This is a genomic window from Ruegeria sp. CJ6, from assembly GCF_056536665.1.
This window is the reverse complement of record NZ_JBQFQB010000005.1, coordinates 76,203-96,019: the sequence shown is the minus strand read 5'-3', so window position 1 is coordinate 96,019 and position 19,817 is coordinate 76,203. Positions and strand designations below refer to the sequence as shown.

At 56.2% G+C, this 19,817-nt stretch carries 21 protein-coding genes; 9 read left to right on the top strand and 12 right to left on the bottom strand.

What is annotated here, in order from left to right:
* Nucleotides 1-5: 5 nt before the first annotated feature.
* Nucleotides 6-1,709, bottom strand: a complete 1,704-nt coding sequence (locus ACR0BT_RS15240) for an NAD(P)H-dependent oxidoreductase subunit E (protein ID WP_480763527.1) — start codon at nucleotides 1,707-1,709, stop codon at nucleotides 6-8.
* 85 nt (nucleotides 1,710-1,794) lie between these two features.
* Entirely contained in the window at nucleotides 1,795-2,676 is an 882-nt protein-coding gene (locus ACR0BT_RS15235; RefSeq protein ID WP_170404498.1) for a LysR family transcriptional regulator, read from the bottom strand.
* Nucleotides 2,677-2,945: 269 nt separating this feature from the next.
* Between ACR0BT_RS15235 and ACR0BT_RS15230 the strand changes: the two genes are divergently transcribed.
* Entirely contained in the window at nucleotides 2,946-3,374 is a 429-nt protein-coding gene (locus ACR0BT_RS15230; protein WP_170511458.1) for a DUF4275 family protein, read from the top strand.
* A 28-nt stretch (nucleotides 3,375-3,402) separates the two neighbouring features.
* Here the strand turns inward: ACR0BT_RS15230 and ychF are convergent, their stop codons facing one another.
* Nucleotides 3,403-4,500, bottom strand: a complete 1,098-nt coding sequence (gene ychF / locus ACR0BT_RS15225; protein WP_170397486.1) for a redox-regulated ATPase YchF — start codon at nucleotides 4,498-4,500, stop codon at nucleotides 3,403-3,405.
* A 202-nt stretch (nucleotides 4,501-4,702) separates the two neighbouring features.
* On the opposite strand from ychF, the gene ACR0BT_RS15220 reads away from it, so the two are divergent.
* The 7 genes from ACR0BT_RS15220 (at nucleotide 4,703) to ACR0BT_RS15190 (ending at nucleotide 10,737) form a co-directional block, all read left to right on the top strand.
* Complete coding sequence (locus tag ACR0BT_RS15220; RefSeq protein WP_170397488.1) at nucleotides 4,703-5,188, top strand: acyloxyacyl hydrolase; 486 nt, start codon at nucleotides 4,703-4,705, stop codon at nucleotides 5,186-5,188.
* 79 nt (nucleotides 5,189-5,267) lie between these two features.
* Nucleotides 5,268-6,059, top strand: a complete 792-nt coding sequence (gene trpA, locus ACR0BT_RS15215; RefSeq protein ID WP_170397490.1) for a tryptophan synthase subunit alpha — start codon at nucleotides 5,268-5,270, stop codon at nucleotides 6,057-6,059.
* A 163-nt stretch (nucleotides 6,060-6,222) separates the two neighbouring features.
* On the top strand, nucleotides 6,223-7,389 hold the full coding sequence (locus tag ACR0BT_RS15210; RefSeq protein WP_480763526.1) for an alpha-hydroxy acid oxidase: 1,167 nt from the start codon (nucleotides 6,223-6,225) through the stop codon (nucleotides 7,387-7,389).
* 254 nt (nucleotides 7,390-7,643) lie between these two features.
* Nucleotides 7,644-8,297, top strand: a complete 654-nt coding sequence (locus ACR0BT_RS15205; protein WP_170397494.1) for a 50S ribosomal protein L25/general stress protein Ctc — start codon at nucleotides 7,644-7,646, stop codon at nucleotides 8,295-8,297.
* Between the two features lie 130 nt (nucleotides 8,298-8,427).
* Nucleotides 8,428-9,111 (top strand): aminoacyl-tRNA hydrolase, encoded by a 684-nt coding sequence (pth, locus tag ACR0BT_RS15200; protein WP_170397497.1) that lies wholly within the window; start codon nucleotides 8,428-8,430, stop codon nucleotides 9,109-9,111.
* A gap of 72 nt (nucleotides 9,112-9,183) precedes the next feature.
* Nucleotides 9,184-10,347 carry a serine hydrolase domain-containing protein gene (locus ACR0BT_RS15195; protein ID WP_480763525.1) on the top strand — a complete coding sequence of 388 codons (1,164 nt, stop codon included), beginning with the start codon at nucleotides 9,184-9,186 and terminating at the stop codon, nucleotides 10,345-10,347.
* 9 nt (nucleotides 10,348-10,356) lie between these two features.
* Nucleotides 10,357-10,737: a DUF2237 family protein gene (locus ACR0BT_RS15190; protein WP_170397502.1), complete on the top strand. Its 381-nt coding sequence runs from the start codon at nucleotides 10,357-10,359 to the stop codon at nucleotides 10,735-10,737.
* Here ACR0BT_RS15190 and ACR0BT_RS15185 read toward each other — a convergent pair.
* From ACR0BT_RS15185 to ACR0BT_RS15145, 9 genes are all read right to left on the bottom strand, one after another.
* Complete coding sequence (locus ACR0BT_RS15185) at nucleotides 10,734-11,366, bottom strand: class I SAM-dependent methyltransferase (protein ID WP_170663901.1); 633 nt, start codon at nucleotides 11,364-11,366, stop codon at nucleotides 10,734-10,736. The two genes, ACR0BT_RS15190 and ACR0BT_RS15185, sit on opposite strands and share 4 nt — an antisense overlap.
* 51 nt (nucleotides 11,367-11,417) lie before the next feature.
* Complete coding sequence (gene trpB / locus ACR0BT_RS15180; protein WP_170397508.1) at nucleotides 11,418-12,665, bottom strand: tryptophan synthase subunit beta; 1,248 nt, start codon at nucleotides 12,663-12,665, stop codon at nucleotides 11,418-11,420.
* A 67-nt stretch (nucleotides 12,666-12,732) separates the two neighbouring features.
* Entirely contained in the window at nucleotides 12,733-13,068 is a 336-nt protein-coding gene (locus ACR0BT_RS15175; protein WP_170397511.1) for a hypothetical protein, read from the bottom strand.
* Between the two features lie 45 nt (nucleotides 13,069-13,113).
* A complete protein-coding gene (locus ACR0BT_RS15170; protein WP_170424387.1) occupies nucleotides 13,114-13,758 on the bottom strand; it encodes a phosphoribosylanthranilate isomerase in 645 nt (214 codons plus the stop codon).
* Between the two features lie 9 nt (nucleotides 13,759-13,767).
* Nucleotides 13,768-14,118, bottom strand: coding sequence for a LapA family protein (locus tag ACR0BT_RS15165; protein WP_170397774.1), 351 nt, complete (start codon nucleotides 14,116-14,118; stop codon nucleotides 13,768-13,770).
* A 7-nt stretch (nucleotides 14,119-14,125) separates the two neighbouring features.
* Nucleotides 14,126-14,410, bottom strand: a complete 285-nt coding sequence (gene ihfB / locus ACR0BT_RS15160) for an integration host factor subunit beta (protein ID WP_050603110.1) — start codon at nucleotides 14,408-14,410, stop codon at nucleotides 14,126-14,128.
* A gap of 270 nt (nucleotides 14,411-14,680) precedes the next feature.
* Complete coding sequence (rpsA, locus tag ACR0BT_RS15155) at nucleotides 14,681-16,357, bottom strand: 30S ribosomal protein S1 (protein ID WP_039532111.1); 1,677 nt, start codon at nucleotides 16,355-16,357, stop codon at nucleotides 14,681-14,683.
* Nucleotides 16,358-16,693: 336 nt separating this feature from the next.
* The gene (locus tag ACR0BT_RS15150) at nucleotides 16,694-18,379 is read right to left on the bottom strand and encodes a tryptophan halogenase family protein (RefSeq protein WP_170404526.1); all 1,686 of its coding nucleotides are present in this window, start codon (nucleotides 18,377-18,379) and stop codon (nucleotides 16,694-16,696) included.
* A 199-nt stretch (nucleotides 18,380-18,578) separates the two neighbouring features.
* Nucleotides 18,579-19,115, bottom strand: coding sequence for a hypothetical protein (locus ACR0BT_RS15145; protein WP_170397520.1), 537 nt, complete (start codon nucleotides 19,113-19,115; stop codon nucleotides 18,579-18,581).
* A 219-nt stretch (nucleotides 19,116-19,334) separates the two neighbouring features.
* Here ACR0BT_RS15145 and ACR0BT_RS15140 point away from each other — a divergent pair, with 219 nt between their 5' ends.
* Entirely contained in the window at nucleotides 19,335-19,811 is a 477-nt protein-coding gene (locus ACR0BT_RS15140) for a YHS domain-containing (seleno)protein (RefSeq protein WP_480763524.1), read from the top strand.
* Nucleotides 19,812-19,817 lie beyond the last annotated feature (6 nt).

The window sequence follows — 19,817 nt, the reverse complement described above, 5'->3', positions numbered from 1 at the left end:
CTCCCTCAGATTTCGTCAGCGAAATGTTTCATGACCAGGCGGATCGGGTTCGGGGCCGCCTGCCCCAGACCGCAGATCGAGGCATCGCCCATGACCTGACACAAGTCTTCCAGCAGGTCCTGATCCCACTTATCAGCTTGCATCAGCTTCACGGCCTTTTCGCAACCCGCCCGGCAGGGCGTACACTGGCCGCAGCTTTCATCCTCGAAGAAGCGCAGCATGTTCAGTGCCGCATCGCGGGCGGTGTCCTGATCGGACAGAACCACAACCGCAGCGGACCCGATGAAGGTGCCATGCGGTTGCAACGTGTCGAAATCCAGCGGGATGTCATCCATCGATGCAGGCAACAGACCCGAGGATGGACCACCCGGCTGATAAGCCTTGAAGGTCTGGCCCCCGGCCATGCCGCCGGCAGCCTCGATCACGTCCAGAATGGTCGAGCCAGCGGGCAGAAGGTAAACGCCCGGCTTTGCGACACGACCCGAGACCGAATAGCTACGCAAACCCTTGCGACCGTTCTTTTCGGTGCTGTTAAGGCATTCAGGCCCTTCACGGCAAACTTTGGTCACCCAATAGAGCGTCTCGACATTGTGCACCAAGGTCGGACGGTTAAAGACCCCAACTTGCGCCACGAATGGAGGACGGTGACGCGGCAGTCCTTTTTTGCCTTCGATCGACTCGATCATCGCGGATTCTTCACCGCAGATGTAAGCGCCAGCACCACGGCGCAGGTCGATATAGCCTTCTTCGACGATCCCGGCTTGTTCGAGCGCGGTAATCTCACGACGCAGGATTTCCAGAACTGCCGGGTATTCGTCGCGCATATAGATAAAGCAGGTCTCTGCCTCGACGGCCCAAGCGGCGATCAGCATCCCTTCGAGGAAGACATGCGGCGTGCGCTCAAGATAGTAGCGGTCCTTGAATGTGCCGGGCTCGCCCTCATCGCCGTTGACAGCCAGATAACGCGGGCCTTCATTCATGCGAACAAAGCCCCATTTCTTGCCCGACGGGAAGCCAGCGCCGCCCAGACCACGCAGGCCCGAGGACAGTACGTCTTCCTGCACCTTCTCCCAATCGCCGCCCTCGCGCAGCTCTTTCAATTTGGCGTAGCCACCTTCGGCCTCATAGGCCGCGAAGGTTTCGTAGTCGGGCAGGTGCGCATGGGTGTCATCGGCAACAATAGCGGCCCGCACTTTTTCGGGGGTCGCGTGGTCGATGTGGTTGTGACCGATCTCCAGCACTGGAGCGGTGTCGCAGCGTCCCATGCAGGGCGCACGGACAACGCGGACCTGCGAGGCATCCAAACCGTCTTCCAGCGCTTTTTGCAGCTGCTGGGCACCTGCCATTTCGCAGGACAGCGAATCGCACACACGGATCGTCAACGCCGGAGGAGGCGTTTCACCCTCTTTCACTACATCGAAATGGGCATAGAAGGTTGCGGTTTCGTAAATCTCAGCCTGCCCGATCCGCATCTCAACCGCCAGAGCGGCGATGTGGTCGGCGCTGATATGGCCGTGTGCGTCCTGAATCAAATGCAGAAATTCAATCAGCAGATCGCGACGTCGCGGGCGGTCGCCCAGCAGACGTGCAATTTCTGCTTGTGCCTCGTCCGAGAATTGACGGCCTTTGGGCGTGTGCCGCCCCTTGCCTTTACCTGACTTCCAGACGCCCTTTGGCGCGCCTGATGGCTTGGTGTCTAATGGTGCCATGATGCCCTCCGATTGAGGCCCCGTGTCTCATCAGACTAGCATATCGTCAAATCGCATATTTCAATCGCACGATAACGACAGTTTATCACCGCAAAGACGCCATCACTGTGCGTAAGGCCGCGACCGTGGGCAATTCCGGGTCACGAGTGAGCGTGGCCAGACAAATTGGCTTGCTCACCACGGGTTCGATCAGGGACAGAACCCTTGTGTCCTTCAGGTCGCCCAGCGCCCGCACCAGCACGCGTGGAATCACGGTAGCCGCTAGCCCCTCGCGTGCCATGACCATCGAGGCAGTGAATCCGCTGGTCTCAGCCACAATATCCGGGTGCAAGCCCTGTTCGGCGAATATCCGATCCAGAATGCGCCGGTTCTGCATCTGTGGTTCCAGCAGGCTCAGGGGAAACTCGGCCACGCGGGCCCATGGGATCGGGCCTGTCTCATCGGTCATATGCGAGGGGACCAATAGGACATAAGTTTCTTCGTACAAGCGCTGCACTTGCCGTAGATCGGTACCGATACTGTCGCCATAAGTGATGCCTGCATCCAGACTTCCTTCGTCCAACCGGTGCTGAATGGCCGTTGCAGACATTGTTTCAATCCGGGTCACGATACGTGGATGCGCATCGCGCAACCGCTTCGTGAGACGCCCGGTGAAGGCAATCGCTGTTGGGATCACACCCAAAATAAGCGTGCCGGTGATCTCACCCTTTGCAGCGAGCACCTGTTGTTCCAAAGCCTTGGTGTCGTCGAGAATGCGCCGCGCGCGCTGGACAATCATCTCGCCCTCTTCGGTTAGCCCCTGAAATCGGTTTGCGCGGCGAACGATGGAGACACCCAGCCGATCCTCCAGGTTTCGGATTCGCATCGAGAACGCAGGCTGTGAAATCCCGCATTCCTCAGCTGCCTTGGCGAAATGACGATGCCGCGCCAATGCGCTGAGCAATTGCAGGTCGCGGATTTCGATCATCTAGAGCTGTCTCAAGTATCAGGTCAAAATCCAAACTAACCACATTTCTGCACGAGAGAAATGTGTGAGATGCGAGCATCGTCAATTTGTTGGCTGCCACAGGATCGGCGCTTCAGATACATGCAATACCCGGGTGGTTGAGCCTGCCGAACTGCTGTTCCAGCTCAAATGAAACTAACAGGATCGCATCTTGCCACCTGAGCGGTTTTGACACTTCGCCATAACGCGCGATATGCCGGTTTAACAACAACATAGAACCGAATTATTCCATGAACCTTACGAGAAACCAAATTGAGGACTTCTTGGTGCGTGAATGCGTCGATTTTGATCCTCTCAATTCCAAAGAAGGTGGTGAGGTTGTTCAATGCTGGCATCAGACATTCGCCGGGAACGTAAAGAAATCAACCGGTTCCTGGATTCACAATCGCTTTCGCTGGCATGGTTTCAGTTACGGGTTTCAAATCGCGCGGGCGGGCGATGACGCTTTAAATGCCTATAAGAACCAGTGGCCTGCCGCGTATGTTATCTTTGATGAAGATATCAAATGGTCGTATCGCTGCGTCTCAGAAACATATCCAGATTTCACATCTTTTGGCGCGGATATCTACGTAGCCCACCACAACATGAAGTGGACAATGGCATTCACACACGAGCAACCCGATATCGGCCCGTTCTTCGCAGAAAATCCGAGGTTATAAGCTGAGCAGTGACTGCTTTGGTGGCTTCTCAGGTGTTGAACAAAAAGTGCATCACATCGCCATCCTTGACGATGTAGCCTTTCCCTTCGGCCCGCATCTTACCCGCCTCTTTGGCACCTTGTTCGCCATTGGCAGCGATGTAGTCGTCATAGGCGATAGTCTCGGCACGGATGAAACCCTTCTCAAAGTCTCCGTGGATGACACCTGCGGCCTGTGGTGCGGCGGTGCCGGTGCGGATGGTCCAGGCCCGGGCCTCTTTCGGGCCGACGGTGAAATAGGTTTCCAGCTTGAGCAGGTCGTAACCGGCACGGATCAGACGGTCGAGGCCGGGCTCTTCCAGGCCCATTTCCTCTAAGAACATCTGTGCCTCGTCGTCTTCCAGAAGGCTGATCTCTTCCTCGATCTTGGCACTGATAATGACATGAGCATTACCTTGCGCTGCAGCCATCTCAGCGACTTTGGCAGAGTACTCGTTGCCTTCGGCGGCCTCTTCTTCGGACACGTTGCAGACATAAAGCACCGGCTTGGTGGTCAGAAGTTGCAGCATTTTCCATGCTTTGGCGTCTTCATCAGACACTTCAACCAGACGCGCTGGCTTGCCGTTTTCCAACATCTCCTGCGCCTCGGCCAGCAGGCGGTCCTGCTGCTGTGCCTCTTTGTCATTGCCCTTCAGCTTGCGCACCAGATTGGCGCGACGCTTTTCGATGCTTTCCAGATCGGCCAGCATCAGCTCGGTTTCGATCGTATCGGCATCGGCCACCGGATCAACGCGGCCATCCACATGGGTCACGTCACCATCTTCGAAACAACGCAGCACATGGGCAATCGCGTCGGTCTCGCGGATGTTTGCCAGGAACTGGTTGCCCAGCCCCTCGCCTTTCGAGGCCCCTTTCACCAACCCCGCGATATCCACAAAGGTCATGCGGGTTGGAATAATCTGTTTCGAGGACGCAATCGCCGCCAGTTTATCCAGCCGGTCATCAGGAACGGCGACATCCCCCACATTGGGTTCGATGGTGCAGAACGGGAAATTCGCCGCCTGAGCTGCCGCAGTTTTGGTCAGTGCGTTGAAGAGAGTCGACTTGCCAACATTCGGCAAACCCACGATTCCCATTTTAAAGCCCATGACGGCCTCCTGATACCATTCGAGCGCCGCTTCTAGGCAGGTCCGGTGCAATGCGCAAGGCAAAGTGCCTGAACACTGCCGCGAGTCTATTCTGCCACATCACAAAATCGACATCGATTTGTGTTCTTGCGTCCATTGAAAACATGCACCTACATTCCTCAATAAAACCAATACCAACGAACGACGGACATAGTAGGTAAAAATGAAATCCCTTGTTATTCTGGCTTTTGCGCTGACAGCCGCTACTGCAGCACAGGCCCAATCCATCATTTTCGGAGCAGGCTACGCAGATTATTCCAGCGCTGAGAGCGAAGATCAGGCGATTGTTTCGCTGGAATACCAGCATCGCTCTTTCTACGAAGCGACCCGTTTCAGCGCCACCTGGGGTGCGTCCCTGTCTGTTGATACCGACGGTGACACGCATGTCGGCGCGGGCCTGATCGGGCTTTACACTTTTGCGGACCGTTGGTTCATCGAGGGCAGTGTCATGCCGGGATACTATAGTGAATCCAATGAACGGAATGATCTGGGCGGCAGCTTTCAGATACGCAGCTTACTGGGCCTTGGCTATACGCTGGAAAGCGGCAACAAACTGTCTGCCGCTATCACTCATATATCCAACGCCAGCACGCAGGAAGACAACCCAGGCGTAAATGCACTTTTGCTGAGATACCATTACGCCTTCTGATCGGAAGCCCCCCAAGCGGGATTGATTTTCAGCGAAAGTTTCTGCACATCAGGTCCAAACCCGAGTGCAAGGACTTCCGATGACCCGTATCGACGCCAAATTCGCCGCCCTGAAGGAACAGGACAAAAAGGCATTTGTAGCTTATGTCATGGCCGGGGATCCCGACTACGACACATCGCTGGAGGTCGTGAAGGGTTTGCCCGGCGCAGGTGTCGACGTCATCGAGTTGGGCCTGCCCTTTACCGATCCGATGGCCGATGGCCCGACCATTCAGGCTGCTGGCCAACGGGCGTTGGATGGTGGAATGACATTGCAACGCACTCTGGATCTGGCCCGCGCCTTTCGTGAATCCGATGACACCACACCGATCGTGCTGATGGGGTATTACAATCCGATCTACAGCCGAGGTGTCGAGAAATTCCTGGCAGATGCAAAATCAGCGGGGATCGACGGGCTGATCGTCGTCGACCTGCCCCCCGAAGAGGACGAAGAGCTTTGTCTGCCCGCGCAAGCTGCCGGGCTGAACTTCATCCGCTTGGCGACGCCGACGACCGATGACCAACGCTTGCCTCGCGTACTGCAAAACACATCCGGCTTTGTGTATTATGTATCGATTACCGGCATAACCGGTGCTGCCGAAGCGCAGGCAACCGATGTTGGGCCCGAGGTCGCTCGGATCAAAGCTGCAACTGATTTGCCCGTGATCGTCGGTTTCGGGATCAATACACCAGAAAAGTCTCGCAACATCGCGAGTGTATCCGATGGCGCGGTTGTTGGATCTGCCATTGTCAGCCAGATCGGTTCCGGAAAACCGGTGACCGAGGTTCTGGATTTTGTCAAAACACTGTCAGATGGCGCACACTCCGCCTAACAATTTCTTTCCATTTTCAGATGGTTCTTCACCGCAGCAGGCGCGCCGCCTACTGCGGTGTTTTTTGTTTTGACCACGCGGCAACCAACCGCAGCAAGCGGGCATTGCAGTGTTTCAAAATAATTGGTAAAGAAACTTAACCAATCCTGCGAGAGCCTGATCAATGCCAGTCATTACCAATATCGAAGACCTCAAACGGATCTATGAGCGTCGCGTACCCCGCATGTTTTTTGACTATGCAGAAAGCGGCAGCTGGACCGAACAAACCTTCCGCGAGAATACGTCGGATTTCGAAGATATCCGCCTGCGCCAACGGGTCGCCGTAGACATGACAGGGCGCTCGACCGCATCGCAGATGATCGGGCAGGATGTATCCATGCCCGTTGCATTGGCTCCGGTAGGTCTGACAGGAATGCAACACGCGGATGGCGAGATCAAAGCGGCCAAAGCCGCCGAAGCCTTTGGTGTACCCTTCACACTGTCGACCATGTCGATCAATTCGATCGAAGATGTCGCTGAAAACACTTCGGCCCCTTTCTGGTTTCAGCTCTACACTATGAAAGATCAGGACTATGTCGGGCGACTTATCCAGCGCGCGAAGGATGCGAAATGCTCGGCCCTTGTCATTACGCTTGATCTGCAAATCCTTGGCCAACGACACAAGGACCTGAAGAATGGCCTATCTGCGCCGCCAAAGCTGACCCCAAAGACCATCGCCAACCTGATGACGAAATGGGCCTGGGGCATCGAGATGCTAGGTGCCAAGCGCCGAGAATTCGGGAATATCGTCGGTCATGTCGATAGCATCACAGATACGCGCTCGCTGGGCACATGGACCGCCGAGCAATTCGATCCCAGCCTCGACTGGGGCAAAGTTGAGAAACTGATGGAACAATGGGGCGGCAAGGTGATCCTTAAGGGCATACTCGATGCCGAGGATGCCAAAATGGCTGCCAAGCTTGGCGCAGATGCAATTGTTGTCTCAAACCATGGTGGACGGCAGCTGGATGGTGCGCTCAGCTCGATCCGGGTTCTGCCCGAGATCATGGATGCCGTCGGCAGTGATGTCGAAGTGCATCTGGATAGCGGCATCCGTTCAGGGCAAGACGTGCTGAAAGCTTTGGCGATTGGGGCCAAGGGCACCTTTATTGGTCGCGCCTTTGTCTATGGGCTGGGTGCAATGGGTCAGAAAGGCGTGACAACTGCATTGGAAGTGATCCAGAAAGAGCTCGATACAACGATGGCACTTTGCGGTGAACGTAACGTAGCCGATCTTGGGCGCCACAATCTTCTAGTCCCCGAAGACTTTGGCGGTCGCTGGCAGGCTTGATCCAACGCCTCCCACGTAGATGGAGACGCCGCATGGCCGCCCATTGAGCGTCTCGTTCAAGGTACTTGCAGCCAGATGAAGCAGAGGATCCGTCCTTCATCTGGCCGTAAATACCTCTGAGCGCGAGGCAGAGCCTCGCAAAAATCCTCGGGCTACAAAAAGCCCTTTCCAAACCAACTGAATCAAGCTAAGGACGCGGCTTCACGCGGGCATACAGCCTTGGAGGATGCCCGCCCTAACATTGGAGAATTATCATGGCTGGAGAGATTCCTGATCTCGTAGCTCTGGAACGGACGGGGACAGGCAAGGGCGCCGCTCGTCAAGCACGCCGCGATGGCATGGTTCCGGGCATTGTTTTTGGTGGCGATAAAGAGCCGCTGCCGATCCAGATCCCGTTCAACGTACTGTTCAAGCGCCTGAAAGCAGGCCGGTTCAAGTCGACCCTGTGGAACCTGAAAGTCGAAGGTCACGAAGACGTGCGCGTCATCTGCCGCGATGTCCAGCGTGACGTTGTCAAAGACCTGCCGACCCACCTGGACCTGATGCGCCTGCGTCGGACCACCAAGATCGCGCTGTTCATCCCCGTTGAATTCATCAACGAAGAAGAAGCCCCCGGTATCAAAAAGGGTGGCGTTCTGACCGTTGTCCGCCCCGAGGTTGAACTGCTCTGCACCGCCGGTGACATTCCTGAGAAGATCACTGTTGATCTTACTGGCATGGAAATCAACGACGTTGTCACCATCTCTTCGGTTGTGCTGCCCGAAGGCACCAAGCCCACCATCGATCGTGACTTCGTGATCGCCAACGTCTCGGCACCCACCGGTCTGTCGACCAGCGACGACGAAGAGGGTGATGAGGAAGAAGTGGCTGCAGATGAAGTTGAAGTCATCGGCCAGGAAGAAGAATAAATCCGGATCAAATCCAGATTTGAAACGGGGCGCCATCTGGGGCCCCGTTTTCTTTTGCGTGTACGGGGCTGGAAAACATCCCCTGATCCATGCAATGAGATAACGACGCGAGACTGTAAGGGACAAAGCGATGAAACTGTTTGTCGGTTTGGGAAATCCGGGATCAAAATACGCTCGCAACCGGCACAATATCGGCTTCATGGCGTTAGAGCGAATTGCCGAAGATCACAACTTTGGTCCATGGAAGTCCAAGTTCCAGGCGGAAATTGCCGAAGGACGTCTAGGCGGCCAGAAAGTGCTGCTGGTCAAGCCGCAAACCTTCATGAACCGCTCTGGCCAGTCAGTGGGAGAGGCAATGCGCTTCTACAAGCTCGACTCGACGGACGTGACCGTCTTTCATGATGAGCTGGACTTGGCACCCGGTAAAGTGCGCGTTAAGGCAGGCGGTGGCCACGCAGGCCATAACGGGTTGCGGTCGATCCACGACCATATCAGCCCGGCCTATGATCGCGTGCGGCTGGGTATCGGTCATCCGGGCCGCAAAGAAATGGTCTCGCCTTATGTTCTAAGCGACTTTGCAAAGGCGGATGCGGACTGGCTGGATGACGTGCTGCGCGGCGTCTCGGACGGTGCCACCTATCTTGCCGATGACGAAAGCGGGAAATTCATGAATGCCGTTGCCCTGCGCACTGCTCCGCCTAGATCATCGAAGCAGCCCACTAAACCTGATACGCCCCCCAAAGCTGCCGCCGAAGCCGTTTCAGCGCCCGATGAGCGTTCGGCCATGCAAAAGCTGCTGGATAAATTCAGATAATCATTCCGCAACGTTGCGCTTGCGCAAAGCCTCAGGCCAAAGTCCAATGTCAGAGGAAAAGGGAGTTGTCGAATGAAAACAGCGCTCAGATGGCTGCTGCGTATCCTGTTGACCTTAACATTGGCAGCGGCGGTTGTCGGATTTTGGAAACGCGAGGAAATCCAGCGCCTGATGGCGGTGAATTCGCTGTTTTCAGAAGAAAAGATCGTCCACAACTTTTCGCATATGGACGAAGCCTTTCTGACGGTCACTCTGCCGCGTGGCAATGGCCCGACCTGGGAGCTGCCGTATGGGCCTGGCTTCGATCTTCCCGTTGGAACAGACCAGTGGATAGAAGATCGCTCGGTAACATCCCTGTTGGTGATGCAGGACGGAGAAATTCGCTTCGAAGAATACTATCTGGACACCGGGCCGGATGATCGCAGGATCTCCTGGTCAATTGCTAAAAGCTACCTGTCTGCCTTGTTCGGTATTTTGCTGGATGAAGGCGCGATCAACTCGCTCGACGATCCGGTTGTGCAATACGCACCTGACCTCAAGGGCAGCGCCTATGAGACCGCCACGATCCGCAACGTGTTGAACATGGCCAGCGGCGTGACCTTTGACGAGGATTATCTGGACTATAATTCCGACATCAATCGCATGGGCCGCGTCGTGGCGCTGGGAGGTGAACTGGACGACTTCGCGGCTTCGTTGAAGGACAGTTTCGTCGCGCCGGGTGAAACATGGCAATATGTGTCGATCGATACTCATGTGATCGGAATGGTCATACGGGGGGCAACAGGACGCAGCGTTGCAGAGTTACTGACCGAGAAGGTGATCGCACCGCTGGGATTGGAGCGAGAAGGTTACTATATCACCGATGGAGCAGGCGTTGCATTTGTTCTGGGTGGTCTCAACTTCACAACGCGCGATTTTGCCCGGTTCGGGCAGTTGATTTTGCAGGATGGCGAACGCGATGGACGGCAGATTGTACCCGCGGATTGGATCGACGCCGCTACTTGGCCAAGCGCACCGACCGAACCGGGCAAGATAGGGTATGGCTATCAATGGTGGATTCCGATCGGTGCCCATGAAGGTGAATTCATGGCGCGGGGCGTGTATGGGCAGTACATTTACTTCGACCAGCCACGTGGTGTTCTGATTGTCACGACGGGCGCAGACCGAAAGTTCCGCGATCCAGGTGTCGGTGAGCAGAACATAGAAATGTTCCGCAAAATTGCGCGAAGCCTGTAAGATACCATCATGCAGAAGCAAGACAGCATCAATGTTCTGGGCGGCGTGCTCGCGCCCTGTTCGCGCAAACCATTAACCGGTTTCTTTCGCGACGGTGCCTGCAACACCTGCCCCGAGGATCAGGGAAGCCATACGGTCTGCGCCGTGATGACGGCAGAGTTTCTGGCATATTCGAAATATGTCGGAAATGACCTGAGCACACCCCGGCCTGAATTCGATTTTCCTGGGCTCAAGCCTGGTGATCGCTGGTGCTTGTGTGCGGGGCGCTTTTTGCAAGCCCATGACGAGGGATGCGCGCCCAAGGTGCACCTTGAAGCCACGCACCAGAGGGCGCTGGATATCGTACCTCTCCATATTCTAAAAATGCAGCGCGCTGAAGACGAGCACTAGATGGCGATCGCCCGATATCCGCGAGACGTGCGCGACGGCGGCCCGGTTGGAAAGCCATGCTCGGCCTGCAGGTCCCAGCCCGAACGCGCGAGCATCTCCGCCACAATATCCGGTCGATAGGTTCGGTGCCGCCATTGGAACCAGATGATCGCATTACACCAATGTGGCTTGCTGACAACCAACCAAAGCGTTGCACCCGGTTCAGCCAGATCGCGCATGCGGCGCAAAGCATCTGTCGGATCAACGCAATGCTCCAGAACATGCGCAGCCAACAGGCAGTCAAAACGGGATGCCGGATGGAACTCTTCCAAGCGCGATTGGACAGTCTCGGCGTTTCCACCGCGCCGTTGCAACGCTGACCCTGCCAGTTGCAGCATTCGGGCCGAAGGTTCCAAAAGCGTCACATGCCCTTCGCGCCGGATCACGGCGCGTGCTTCGGCAAAGGCTCCCGTACCGCACCCGATATCCAGTGCGTTACGGCCCAATTCGACCTGCGGGTCCGAGGACAGAAAACCCAGATAGGCATCGAAATACCCCAGCAGACGCATCTTGTCTGCCCAGCTCGGGGCGGCCTGATCGTATTTCTGGTCAAGTCGGTCGGGTCCGGCCTTTGAGGAAACACTGCACATGCAATGCAAACTGGCACAGTTCCTCAAAGGCGCAAAGCCTGTTAGGCCTAATCAGTCCGCTGCGCGACCTTCGGTATCCGACATATCAAAGTTCAGGTACCGTGCGACGGTCTGCACATCTTTATCCCCCCGGCCACACATATTCATGCAGATCAGGTGGTCCTTGGGCAATTCCGGCGCGATTTTCATAACATGCGCCAGCGCATGGCAGGGCTCCAGCGCAGGGATGATACCTTCGGTGGCGCAGCACAACTGGAACGCTTCAAGCGCTTCTTTATCCGTGATCGAGACATAGTTAGCGCGACCGATGTCGTGCAGCCAGGAATGCTCGGGGCCAATGCCCGGATAGTCCAGACCGGCCGAGATCGAATAGCCTTCGAGAATCTGCCCATCATCATCCTGCAGCAGATAAGTGCGGTTGCCGTGCAGCACGCCCGGACGACCTCCGGTCAATGAGGCGCAATGCTCCATCTTCTCGTTCACGCCCTTGCCGCCCGCTTCAACACCGATGATATTCACATCCTTGTCGTCGAGGAACGGGTAGAATAGGCCCATCGCATTCGAACCACCTCCGATGGCGGCGATGATGGTGTCGGGCAAACGGCCCTCGGCCTTTTGCATCTGTTCCTTGGCTTCCTTGCCGATGATCGACTGGAAGTCGCGTACCATCGCCGGGTAAGGATGCGGGCCAGCAACGGTGCCGATGCAGTAAAAGGTATCGCGCACATTGGTCACCCAGTCGCGCAGAGCGTCGTTCATCGCATCTTTCAGCGTACCCCTGCCGGATGTCACCGGGATCACTTCGGCTCCCAGCAGGCGCATGCGGAACACGTTCGGGGCCTGGCGCTGAACGTCATGGGCACCCATGTAGACAATGCACTTCAGGCCGAACTTGGCGCAGACGGTGGCTGTGGCCACGCCGTGCTGCCCTGCCCCGGTCTCGGCGATGATCCGGGTCTTTCCCATGCGCCGCGCCAGAATGATCTGGCCCAGCACATTGTTGATCTTGTGTGCGCCGGTGTGGTTCAGTTCGTCACGTTTCAAGTATATCTTTGCGCCGCCCAGATGTTCGGTCAGGCGTTCCGCGTAGTAGAGCGGCGAAGGGCGGCCCACGTAGTTTGCCCATAGATCGTCCATCTCGGCCCAAAATGTGGGGTCATCCTTGGCTTTGTCATATTCCTCTTCCAGTGACAGGATCAGCGGCATCAGCGTTTCGCTGACAAAGCGCCCGCCGAAGATGCCAAAGCGGCCTTGTTCATCGGGGCCGGACATGAAGGAATTAAAAAGATCGTTGGCCATGGAAGTCTCCCTCGTCGTACCCGATGTTCATAGGAGGTGATGGAGTGATTTGCCATCGCAAAACGTATCATTCCGCCGCCTGAGCGCGCTGTTCCCATACCTGAAGTGCCTGAACTCGACTTGGAACAGCAATGCAGGGAAATTGACAGAACACATTGATATCTGCCAGACGGGTCGACGCGCGTACTACACGGCGATGAGGGCCGGAATGTGCGAATGTCAGCATAGCTTCGACATCATGCCAGACTGTGTATGAAAAATAACAGCCTTGACGCACAAATACCTCGGCATGCAGGCACAGCGCGTCACCGCGTGCCTGCCGCAAGGATTGATGAGCGCGCCAGAAGAACTCGGGCCCGTGATACCATCGTTTAAGTGAAACTCCGCCGATCACTGCCAGCATGCTCTCCCCCATTTTGAGGAGATACGCAGTTTCGTGCTTATCAGATCAACTTGCCGCGTCGATAAAGGCGCGGATCAGCCCGGCATCCTTGACACCCGGAGAGCTTTCGACGCCGGATGAGACATCCACCTGCTGTGCGCCGGTCATTCGCACCGCTTCTGCGACATTGTCAGGGGTCAGACCTCCGGCCAGCATCCATGGCCTACGCCAGTATTTACGACCTGCCAGCAGGCGCCAATCAAAAGACAAACCGTTACCACCAGGCAGCTCCGCGTTTCGCGGTGGCTTTGCGTCGATCAACAGCTGATCCGCCACATCTGAATAGAGATCGATGGCCGCGAGGTCTTCGGCCTCGGCCACACCAATGGCCTTCATTACTGGCAGGCCGAAGTGGTCTCGCACTTGCTGCACACGCTCAGGACTTTCTTTGCCATGCAGTTGCAACATATCCAGAGGCACGATCGAAAGAATGTGATCCAAATCCTCGTCCGTCGCATTCACTGTCAGCGCCACCTTGGCGACGCCCGCAGGCACCTCCTGTGCCAATGTCGCAGCTGTCTGGGGCTCAACATGCCGCGGGGATTTGGGGAAAAACACAAAACCAACATAACCCGCGCCCGCATCCACAGCAGCGCGCACGTGGTCAGGGGCGGTCAGGCCGCAGATTTTAACTCGGATATCAGCGGGCATCGTAGGGCCTCAGCTTGCCTCATCCAGAATGGCCAGCACATCATCCTGACCTTCATTCTGCTTTTTCTTGAGCTTCTTAACTTCACGCTCAAGCTTGCGCACTTCGCCTTGCTTCACGGTCACATCCTTGCGGTGTTTATGCTCGCGCAGCCATTCCCACAGGAAGCCGATGACCAGGCCGGCAACAACCCCACCCAGCACGACCAGAAACAGCGGCAAGGAGGTTGACAGGTTGAACCCCAGCAACTCGGACAAAGCATCCGGCATAAGCTTAAGTTCAACAATTTGGCGATTGGCCAGCGAAACCGAGACCAGAACGATCCCCAATGCAGCCAGAAAAGCATAACGAATGTAGCGCATCATGAGGCTAGGCTTTACCGTTCAAACGGTCCCTTAGCAACTTGCCAGTTTTGAAAAATGGAACACATTTTTCTTCAACCTGCACAGTCTCACCAGTGCGAGGATTGCGGCCTACACGTGCGTCACGCTTTTTCACCGAAAACGCGCCGAAACCGCGCAGCTCTACACGGTCGCCGCGTGCCATGGCGTCGGTCACTTCTTCAAAAACGGTATTCACGATCCGCTCGACGTCGCGTTGATAGAGATGCGGGTTTTCGTCGGCAATTTTCTGAATCAATTCTGAACGGATCATACGCAATACCCTCCCAGGCGGACGATGTGACAAGCCTATAGTTCTGACAGTATAGGAAAAAACCCGGATCGGGGGAACGGATACTCTGCCAGCAAAGGCGGCATTTTGCGACAATCTCACGCGAATTTTTGCCCGTTGGCCTGATTTCCACACTTCATGCGCGAACGATAGGCAAATTAAGCCGACTATTTGGAAGATATTGATTCGCAACAAAAACGGCCCCGCACCATGGTGCGAGGCCGAATTTCATGTTTGGGATACGCCCCGGACTTAGTCGCCCGACTTCAGTGCTGCACCCAGGATATCACCCAGCGACGCGCCCGAGTCGGAAGAACCGTACTGTTCCACGGCCTCTTTCTCTTCGGCGATCTCACGTGCCTTGATCGACAGGCCCAGACGGCGGGTCTTGCTGTCGACGTTGGTGACGCGGACGTCGACCTTGTCGCCGACCGAGAAACGCTCGGGGCGCTGCTCAGCACGATCACGCGACAGGTCCGAACGACGGATGAACGACTTCATGCCTTCGTACTCGACCTCGATGCCGCCATCTTCGATCGCGGTCACTTCGACGGTGATGACCGAACCACGCTTCACGCCGCCCACGGCTTCGGCGAACTTGTCACCGCCCAGGGCTTTGATCGACAGCGAGATACGCTCTTTCTCAACGTCAACTTCCGAGACGACGGCCGAAACCATGTCGCCTTTGCGGTAGTTCTGGATCGCATCTTCGCCACGCTCGTCCCAGGACAGGTCGGACAGGTGAACCATGCCGTCGATGTCGCCTTCGAGGCCAATGAACAGACCGAATTCGGTGATGTTCTTGACTTCGCCTTCGACCTCGGTGCCCTCGGGGTGCGTTTCTGCAAACACTTCCCATGGGTTGCGCTGGGTCTGCTTCAGGCCGAGAGACACGCGACGCTTGGCGCCGTCGATTTCCAGAACCATGACGTCGACTTCCTGGCTGGTCGAAACGATCTTGCCGGGGTGGACGTTTTTCTTGGTCCAGGACATCTCGGACACGTGCACCAGACCTTCGACACCGGCTTCCAGCTCGACGAACGCGCCGTAGTCGGTGATGTTGGTGACGCGACCCTGATGGACCGAGCCCAGCGGGTATTTCGCAGCAACCAGATCCCACGGATCTTCCTGCAGCTGCTTCATGCCCAGGCTGATGCGGTGGGTCTCTTTGTTGATCTTGATGACCTGAACCTTGATGGTTTCGCCGATCGTCAGGATCTCAGACGGGTGGTTCACACGGCGCCATGCCATGTCGGTGACGTGCAGCAGGCCGTCAACGCCGCCCAGGTCAACAAATGCACCGTATTCGGTGATGTTTTTGACAACACCCTCGACGGTCTGACCTTCGGACAGGTTGCCGATGACTTCGGCACGCTGTTCGGCACGCGATTCTTCCAGAATAGCGCGACGCGAAACAACGATGTTGCCACGGCGGCGGTCCATTTTCAGAATCTGGAACGGCTGCTTCAGACCCATCAGCGGGCCAGCGTCGCGCACGGGGCGAACGTCAACCTGCGAGCCGGGCAGGAACGCAACTGCGCCACCCAGATCGACGGTGAAGCCACCTTTGACGCGACCAAAGATTGCACCTTCGACGCGCTGGTCGTCGGCATATGCTTTTTCCAGACGGTCCCATGCCTCTTCACGGCGGGCCATCTCGCGCGAGATGACGGCTTCGCCACGAGCGTTTTCTGCGGCGCGCAGGTACACTTCGACCTCGTCGCCTACAGCGATTTCAGGGGCTTCGCCGGGATTTGCAAATTCTTTCAGATCAACGCGGCCTTCCATTTTGTAGCCTACGTCGATGATGGCTTGGCCGGCTTCGATCGCCAGAACCTTGCCTTTGACAACAGAACCCTCTTCGGGCGTGTCCATTTCGAAGCTTTCATTCAGGAGGGCTTCGAATTCCTCCATGGATGCGTTAGCCATGTGGCGTTGTTTTCCTTTACATAACGTTTTTGCTGGCCGAGCGGTTGTCTCCGCCGGTCTTGTTTCATGATGCCTGAATGCGTGATCCAGAACGCGCCCGAGCTAACAAACACAAAGGGCCGAGGTAACCCGGCCCTGCTCAGATACGTCATCCGGACGTTAACCGCCCTTGTTCAGACAGCGCGCGTATAGGCGGATTCCGTGTCATGTGCAAGAGCAAAGCCCTTAAACACTGGCCAATCCCACAAAATCCGAACATCAGGTCCGGGCATCGAAGCAAACGCGATCCGATCCCCGGCCTTCTTTGTCAGTCCTGCCGAATGATACCATGCGGCGCTAGAACAGTTGCAGATCCTTCTTGCCGCTTTGAATCTCAGCGAGGTTTGGCATGTTCTCGATCACCACGGGTGCCGGTTTCGCGCCCGGCATTGCGACAGTCGGCTGCCCCATTGCGGCCTTGCCAAAGGCAGGCTTCTCCAACTCGCCCCGGATATCTCGCAGCAGGGTTTTGTGATCCGGCATGGTCTTGAGGATCTGCGCAAGGTCCATTTTTGCCCCCTTCCACCACTGGAACCAAATCGGTTTCTTCAGCGGTCGCAGACGATCACGGATACCTTCGCCATACCCCGTATCATACACCTGTTTGCCCAGAAGAACCGTCTGATAGACGCGGAAATTGAACAGCGTCGCAAACTCGATATCGTGTTCCATCGGCAGACGATGCTGCCACAGCTCAAGGTTCTCGGCCAACCGATCCGGAATCTTCATCTCGGTGCGGGCGTCGATCCAATATTGATCATCGGTGCGGTTACCCAACCGGTAGTGCAGGCAGATAAAATCCAGTACCTCGTCATAAAGCTTGTTCATCTGCCGGTTATATCGGTTGCGCAGCGCGGGCTCGATATCGCGGGTCGGCAGATGCTCGGCAAACCAGCGGATCGCGTGATCGATCATGTGGATCGCGGTACTTTCAAGCGGTTCGATAAATCCACCAGACAAACCGATCGCCAAGCAGTTCTTAACCCAGGCATTGCGGACACGACCAACACGCATGGGGATCACGCGCGGTGTCAGCCCCTTGCCGCTGTCGCCCAACCACTCAAGATATTCGTCCGCCGCCTGATCATCGGTCCGATGCGCGGATGAATACACATATCCCGTACCTACGCGATTGTAGAGCGGCACACGCCACGTCCAACCCGCACCAAGCGCGGTCGAGCGTGTAACGCTTTCGATCTTTTCGGGGTTAGGGTGCTCGATCTGCAAGGCCATGGCACGGTCGTTGGGCAAGTAGTCCGAGTAATCCATGAACGGCTCGCCCAGCGCTTGATTGATGATCAACCCCCGGAAGCCGGTACAATCGATGACCATCTCGATATCGTGACGGCCCTTGCGCTCTAACATCAGGTGACTGACATTGCCCTGCTCGTCCAATTCGACCGATTGCACTTCGTCTTGAATATGCTCTACGCCGCGCTTGGCGCAGACCTTTGTTAGCATGCCCGCAAACTTCACGGCATCCAGATGATAAGCATAGCCAAACCGCTGCTCGAATTCAGGTGCACCCAAAGGACGCGCACCCTTGCACAACCGGGCCAGATCATCATGCGGTGAGATTGACTGCGTGAAATCCCGATCCCCGTTACCAAAACGCAGAAAATACTCGGCAGCCTCCAACCCCTCCAGCAATTGACCATGGGCAAACGGGTTTACGTAGTCGATCCGATTGCCCTTGGCATCGTTGTTCCAATTGCAGAACTTAACTCCCAACTTGAACGATGCGTTGGTTTCGCGGAAGAAATCCCGCTCTGATATGCCCGCCTGACGGAGCGTGACCGGCATACGCGGCACCGTCGCTTCACCGACACCCACAGTCGAGATGTTGGGGCTTTCGATCAAGCAAATGCGTGGGCGATCCTTGGGTGCTGACGTGCGGGAGAACACCATGTCCAGGATCAGCGCAGTCATCCAACCCGCCGTACCACCACCCACGATGGTGATCTTACGCAAACGATTATTCATATTTTTTGTCCCTGTTGGCTTGGGAATTATTAGCTGCTTCCCCCTTTTTTGAGTGTTGGGGATTTCGTAGCAGCTTTCCCTTATTTAGCTGTGGGAAGACTATAACAGCTTTCAAGCATCCAGCTAGAGCCTATGACACCCATGGTCGCAGGCACATTCGTCATCAGAATTCAGGCTGTGCGCCTACTTTGGACAAGTGTCAGATTTCCTCACCCTTCTTCAGAAGTTCTTCGATCAGCTCACGCTGCAGATCATGGCTGTCGCCCCCTCCGAATTCCGCCGCACCACCGGTGTACAATGTGCCATAGGTGTTGGCGATATTCACGGTCTGGGCCAGCCCCGAGATCAACTGATCCCTTTGCAACAGCGAAAGCGGGTGAATGAACGCAGCCCATAAGGTGCCATTTGCGATCGCATAGCGCGCATCCAGCGTGCTGTCGAAATTTGCCTGCATCATCCGTTGCAAATCGGCTGGCGACAAATCCGCAGCACTGCCGATCGCGACCATCGCCCGCATGCGGTCAGCATTGGTATCGGTGACAACCAGCACCGTCACATCAGATATCGTCAACTCAAACCCCGGCCCGATCGGTTGCGCCTCGGGATCTAGCGCAAAGATGATTTTTCCCAGACGCTCGTAAGTCATCGGAGGTTCGGCCTCGGGCACCGGCGCGTCTGATTGCTGCGCAGCTACGCTACCTGCAAGAAAGAACAAAAACAGGGCTAGTCTGATCATGGGCCACTCCTACGGTTGTCCAACAAGCTTAGGCGGCCATCGGAGAGGTGGCCAAACAAAGCTATGTGAACAGTTTTTGCAAAACGCACTGATCTTTGGACGATCTGCAAAATCTCATGACCTATCTGCGATTACCCGTCCGAATAACCTTTTCTAACTTAGTTACATCGGCTTGGGGCGGACCCGAGCCTTGAACCAAAAAGGGAAAGGACCCCTACTATGAAATCGCTCACACTTACTGCATTAGCCGCAACTCTGGCCCTGGCAGCTCCGGCTTTTGCCGCAGACGAAATCAACGTCTCCAAAGGCCTGTCGGCGGCTGGTGCACCCCTGGCAGCCCATGGCGTCGATCTGGTCGCGCTTGTCAACAATGGCAATCCGGTCGAAGGCTTCGCCAATCATTCGGCGACTTATGACGGCGCATCCTATTACTTCACCAGCGCGGAAAACCTTGAAGCGTTCGAGGCCAATCCGGCGGCTTACTTGCCCCAGCACGGTGGCTATTGTTCGTTCGGGGTGTCGGTTGGCAAAAAGTTCGACGGCGACCCGGATCAGTACCTGATCGCAGACGGCAAGCTGTATCTGTTCCTGAATGCTGATACCCGCGCTGCTTTCCTGAAAGACGTCACCGGCACCGCTAAAACCGCAGATGACCAGTGGACCAATATCAAGAGCATCGCAGTTGGTGAATTGTAGTTAACG

What these genes read in the sequence shown, in the direction of transcription:
- ACR0BT_RS15145 (WP_170397520.1), bottom strand. Translation starts at nt 19,115, where the DNA reads ATGATCAGACTAGCCCTGTTTTTGTTCTTTCTTGCAGGTAGCGTAGCT.
- ACR0BT_RS15150 (WP_170404526.1), bottom strand. Translation starts at nt 18,379, where the DNA reads ATGAATAATCGTTTGCGTAAGATCACCATCGTGGGTGGTGGTACGGCG.
- ACR0BT_RS15165 (WP_170397774.1), bottom strand. Translation starts at nt 14,118, where the DNA reads ATGCGCTACATTCGTTATGCTTTTCTGGCTGCATTGGGGATCGTTCTG.
- ACR0BT_RS15220 (WP_170397488.1), top strand. Translation starts at nt 4,703, where the DNA reads ATGAAATCCCTTGTTATTCTGGCTTTTGCGCTGACAGCCGCTACTGCA.
- ACR0BT_RS15185 (WP_170663901.1), bottom strand. Translation starts at nt 11,366, where the DNA reads ATGTGCAGTGTTTCCTCAAAGGCCGGACCCGACCGACTTGACCAGAAA.
- ACR0BT_RS15205 (WP_170397494.1), top strand. Translation starts at nt 7,644, where the DNA reads ATGGCTGGAGAGATTCCTGATCTCGTAGCTCTGGAACGGACGGGGACA.
- ACR0BT_RS15235 (WP_170404498.1), bottom strand. Translation starts at nt 2,676, where the DNA reads ATGATCGAAATCCGCGACCTGCAATTGCTCAGCGCATTGGCGCGGCAT.
- trpA (WP_170397490.1), top strand. Translation starts at nt 5,268, where the DNA reads ATGACCCGTATCGACGCCAAATTCGCCGCCCTGAAGGAACAGGACAAA.
- ychF (WP_170397486.1), bottom strand. Translation starts at nt 4,500, where the DNA reads ATGGGCTTTAAAATGGGAATCGTGGGTTTGCCGAATGTTGGCAAGTCG.
- ACR0BT_RS15140 (WP_480763524.1), top strand. Translation starts at nt 19,335, where the DNA reads ATGAAATCGCTCACACTTACTGCATTAGCCGCAACTCTGGCCCTGGCA.
- ACR0BT_RS15195 (WP_480763525.1), top strand. Translation starts at nt 9,184, where the DNA reads ATGAAAACAGCGCTCAGATGGCTGCTGCGTATCCTGTTGACCTTAACA.
- rpsA (WP_039532111.1), bottom strand. Translation starts at nt 16,357, where the DNA reads ATGGCTAACGCATCCATGGAGGAATTCGAAGCCCTCCTGAATGAAAGC.
- ACR0BT_RS15210 (WP_480763526.1), top strand. Translation starts at nt 6,223, where the DNA reads ATGCCAGTCATTACCAATATCGAAGACCTCAAACGGATCTATGAGCGT.
- trpB (WP_170397508.1), bottom strand. Translation starts at nt 12,665, where the DNA reads ATGGCCAACGATCTTTTTAATTCCTTCATGTCCGGCCCCGATGAACAA.
- pth (WP_170397497.1), top strand. Translation starts at nt 8,428, where the DNA reads ATGAAACTGTTTGTCGGTTTGGGAAATCCGGGATCAAAATACGCTCGC.
- ihfB (WP_050603110.1), bottom strand. Translation starts at nt 14,410, where the DNA reads ATGATCCGTTCAGAATTGATTCAGAAAATTGCCGACGAAAACCCGCAT.
- ACR0BT_RS15240 (WP_480763527.1), bottom strand. Translation starts at nt 1,709, where the DNA reads ATGGCACCATTAGACACCAAGCCATCAGGCGCGCCAAAGGGCGTCTGG.
- ACR0BT_RS15230 (WP_170511458.1), top strand. Translation starts at nt 2,946, where the DNA reads ATGAACCTTACGAGAAACCAAATTGAGGACTTCTTGGTGCGTGAATGC.
- ACR0BT_RS15175 (WP_170397511.1), bottom strand. Translation starts at nt 13,068, where the DNA reads ATGCTGGCAGTGATCGGCGGAGTTTCACTTAAACGATGGTATCACGGG.
- ACR0BT_RS15170 (WP_170424387.1), bottom strand. Translation starts at nt 13,758, where the DNA reads ATGCCCGCTGATATCCGAGTTAAAATCTGCGGCCTGACCGCCCCTGAC.
- ACR0BT_RS15190 (WP_170397502.1), top strand. Translation starts at nt 10,357, where the DNA reads ATGCAGAAGCAAGACAGCATCAATGTTCTGGGCGGCGTGCTCGCGCCC.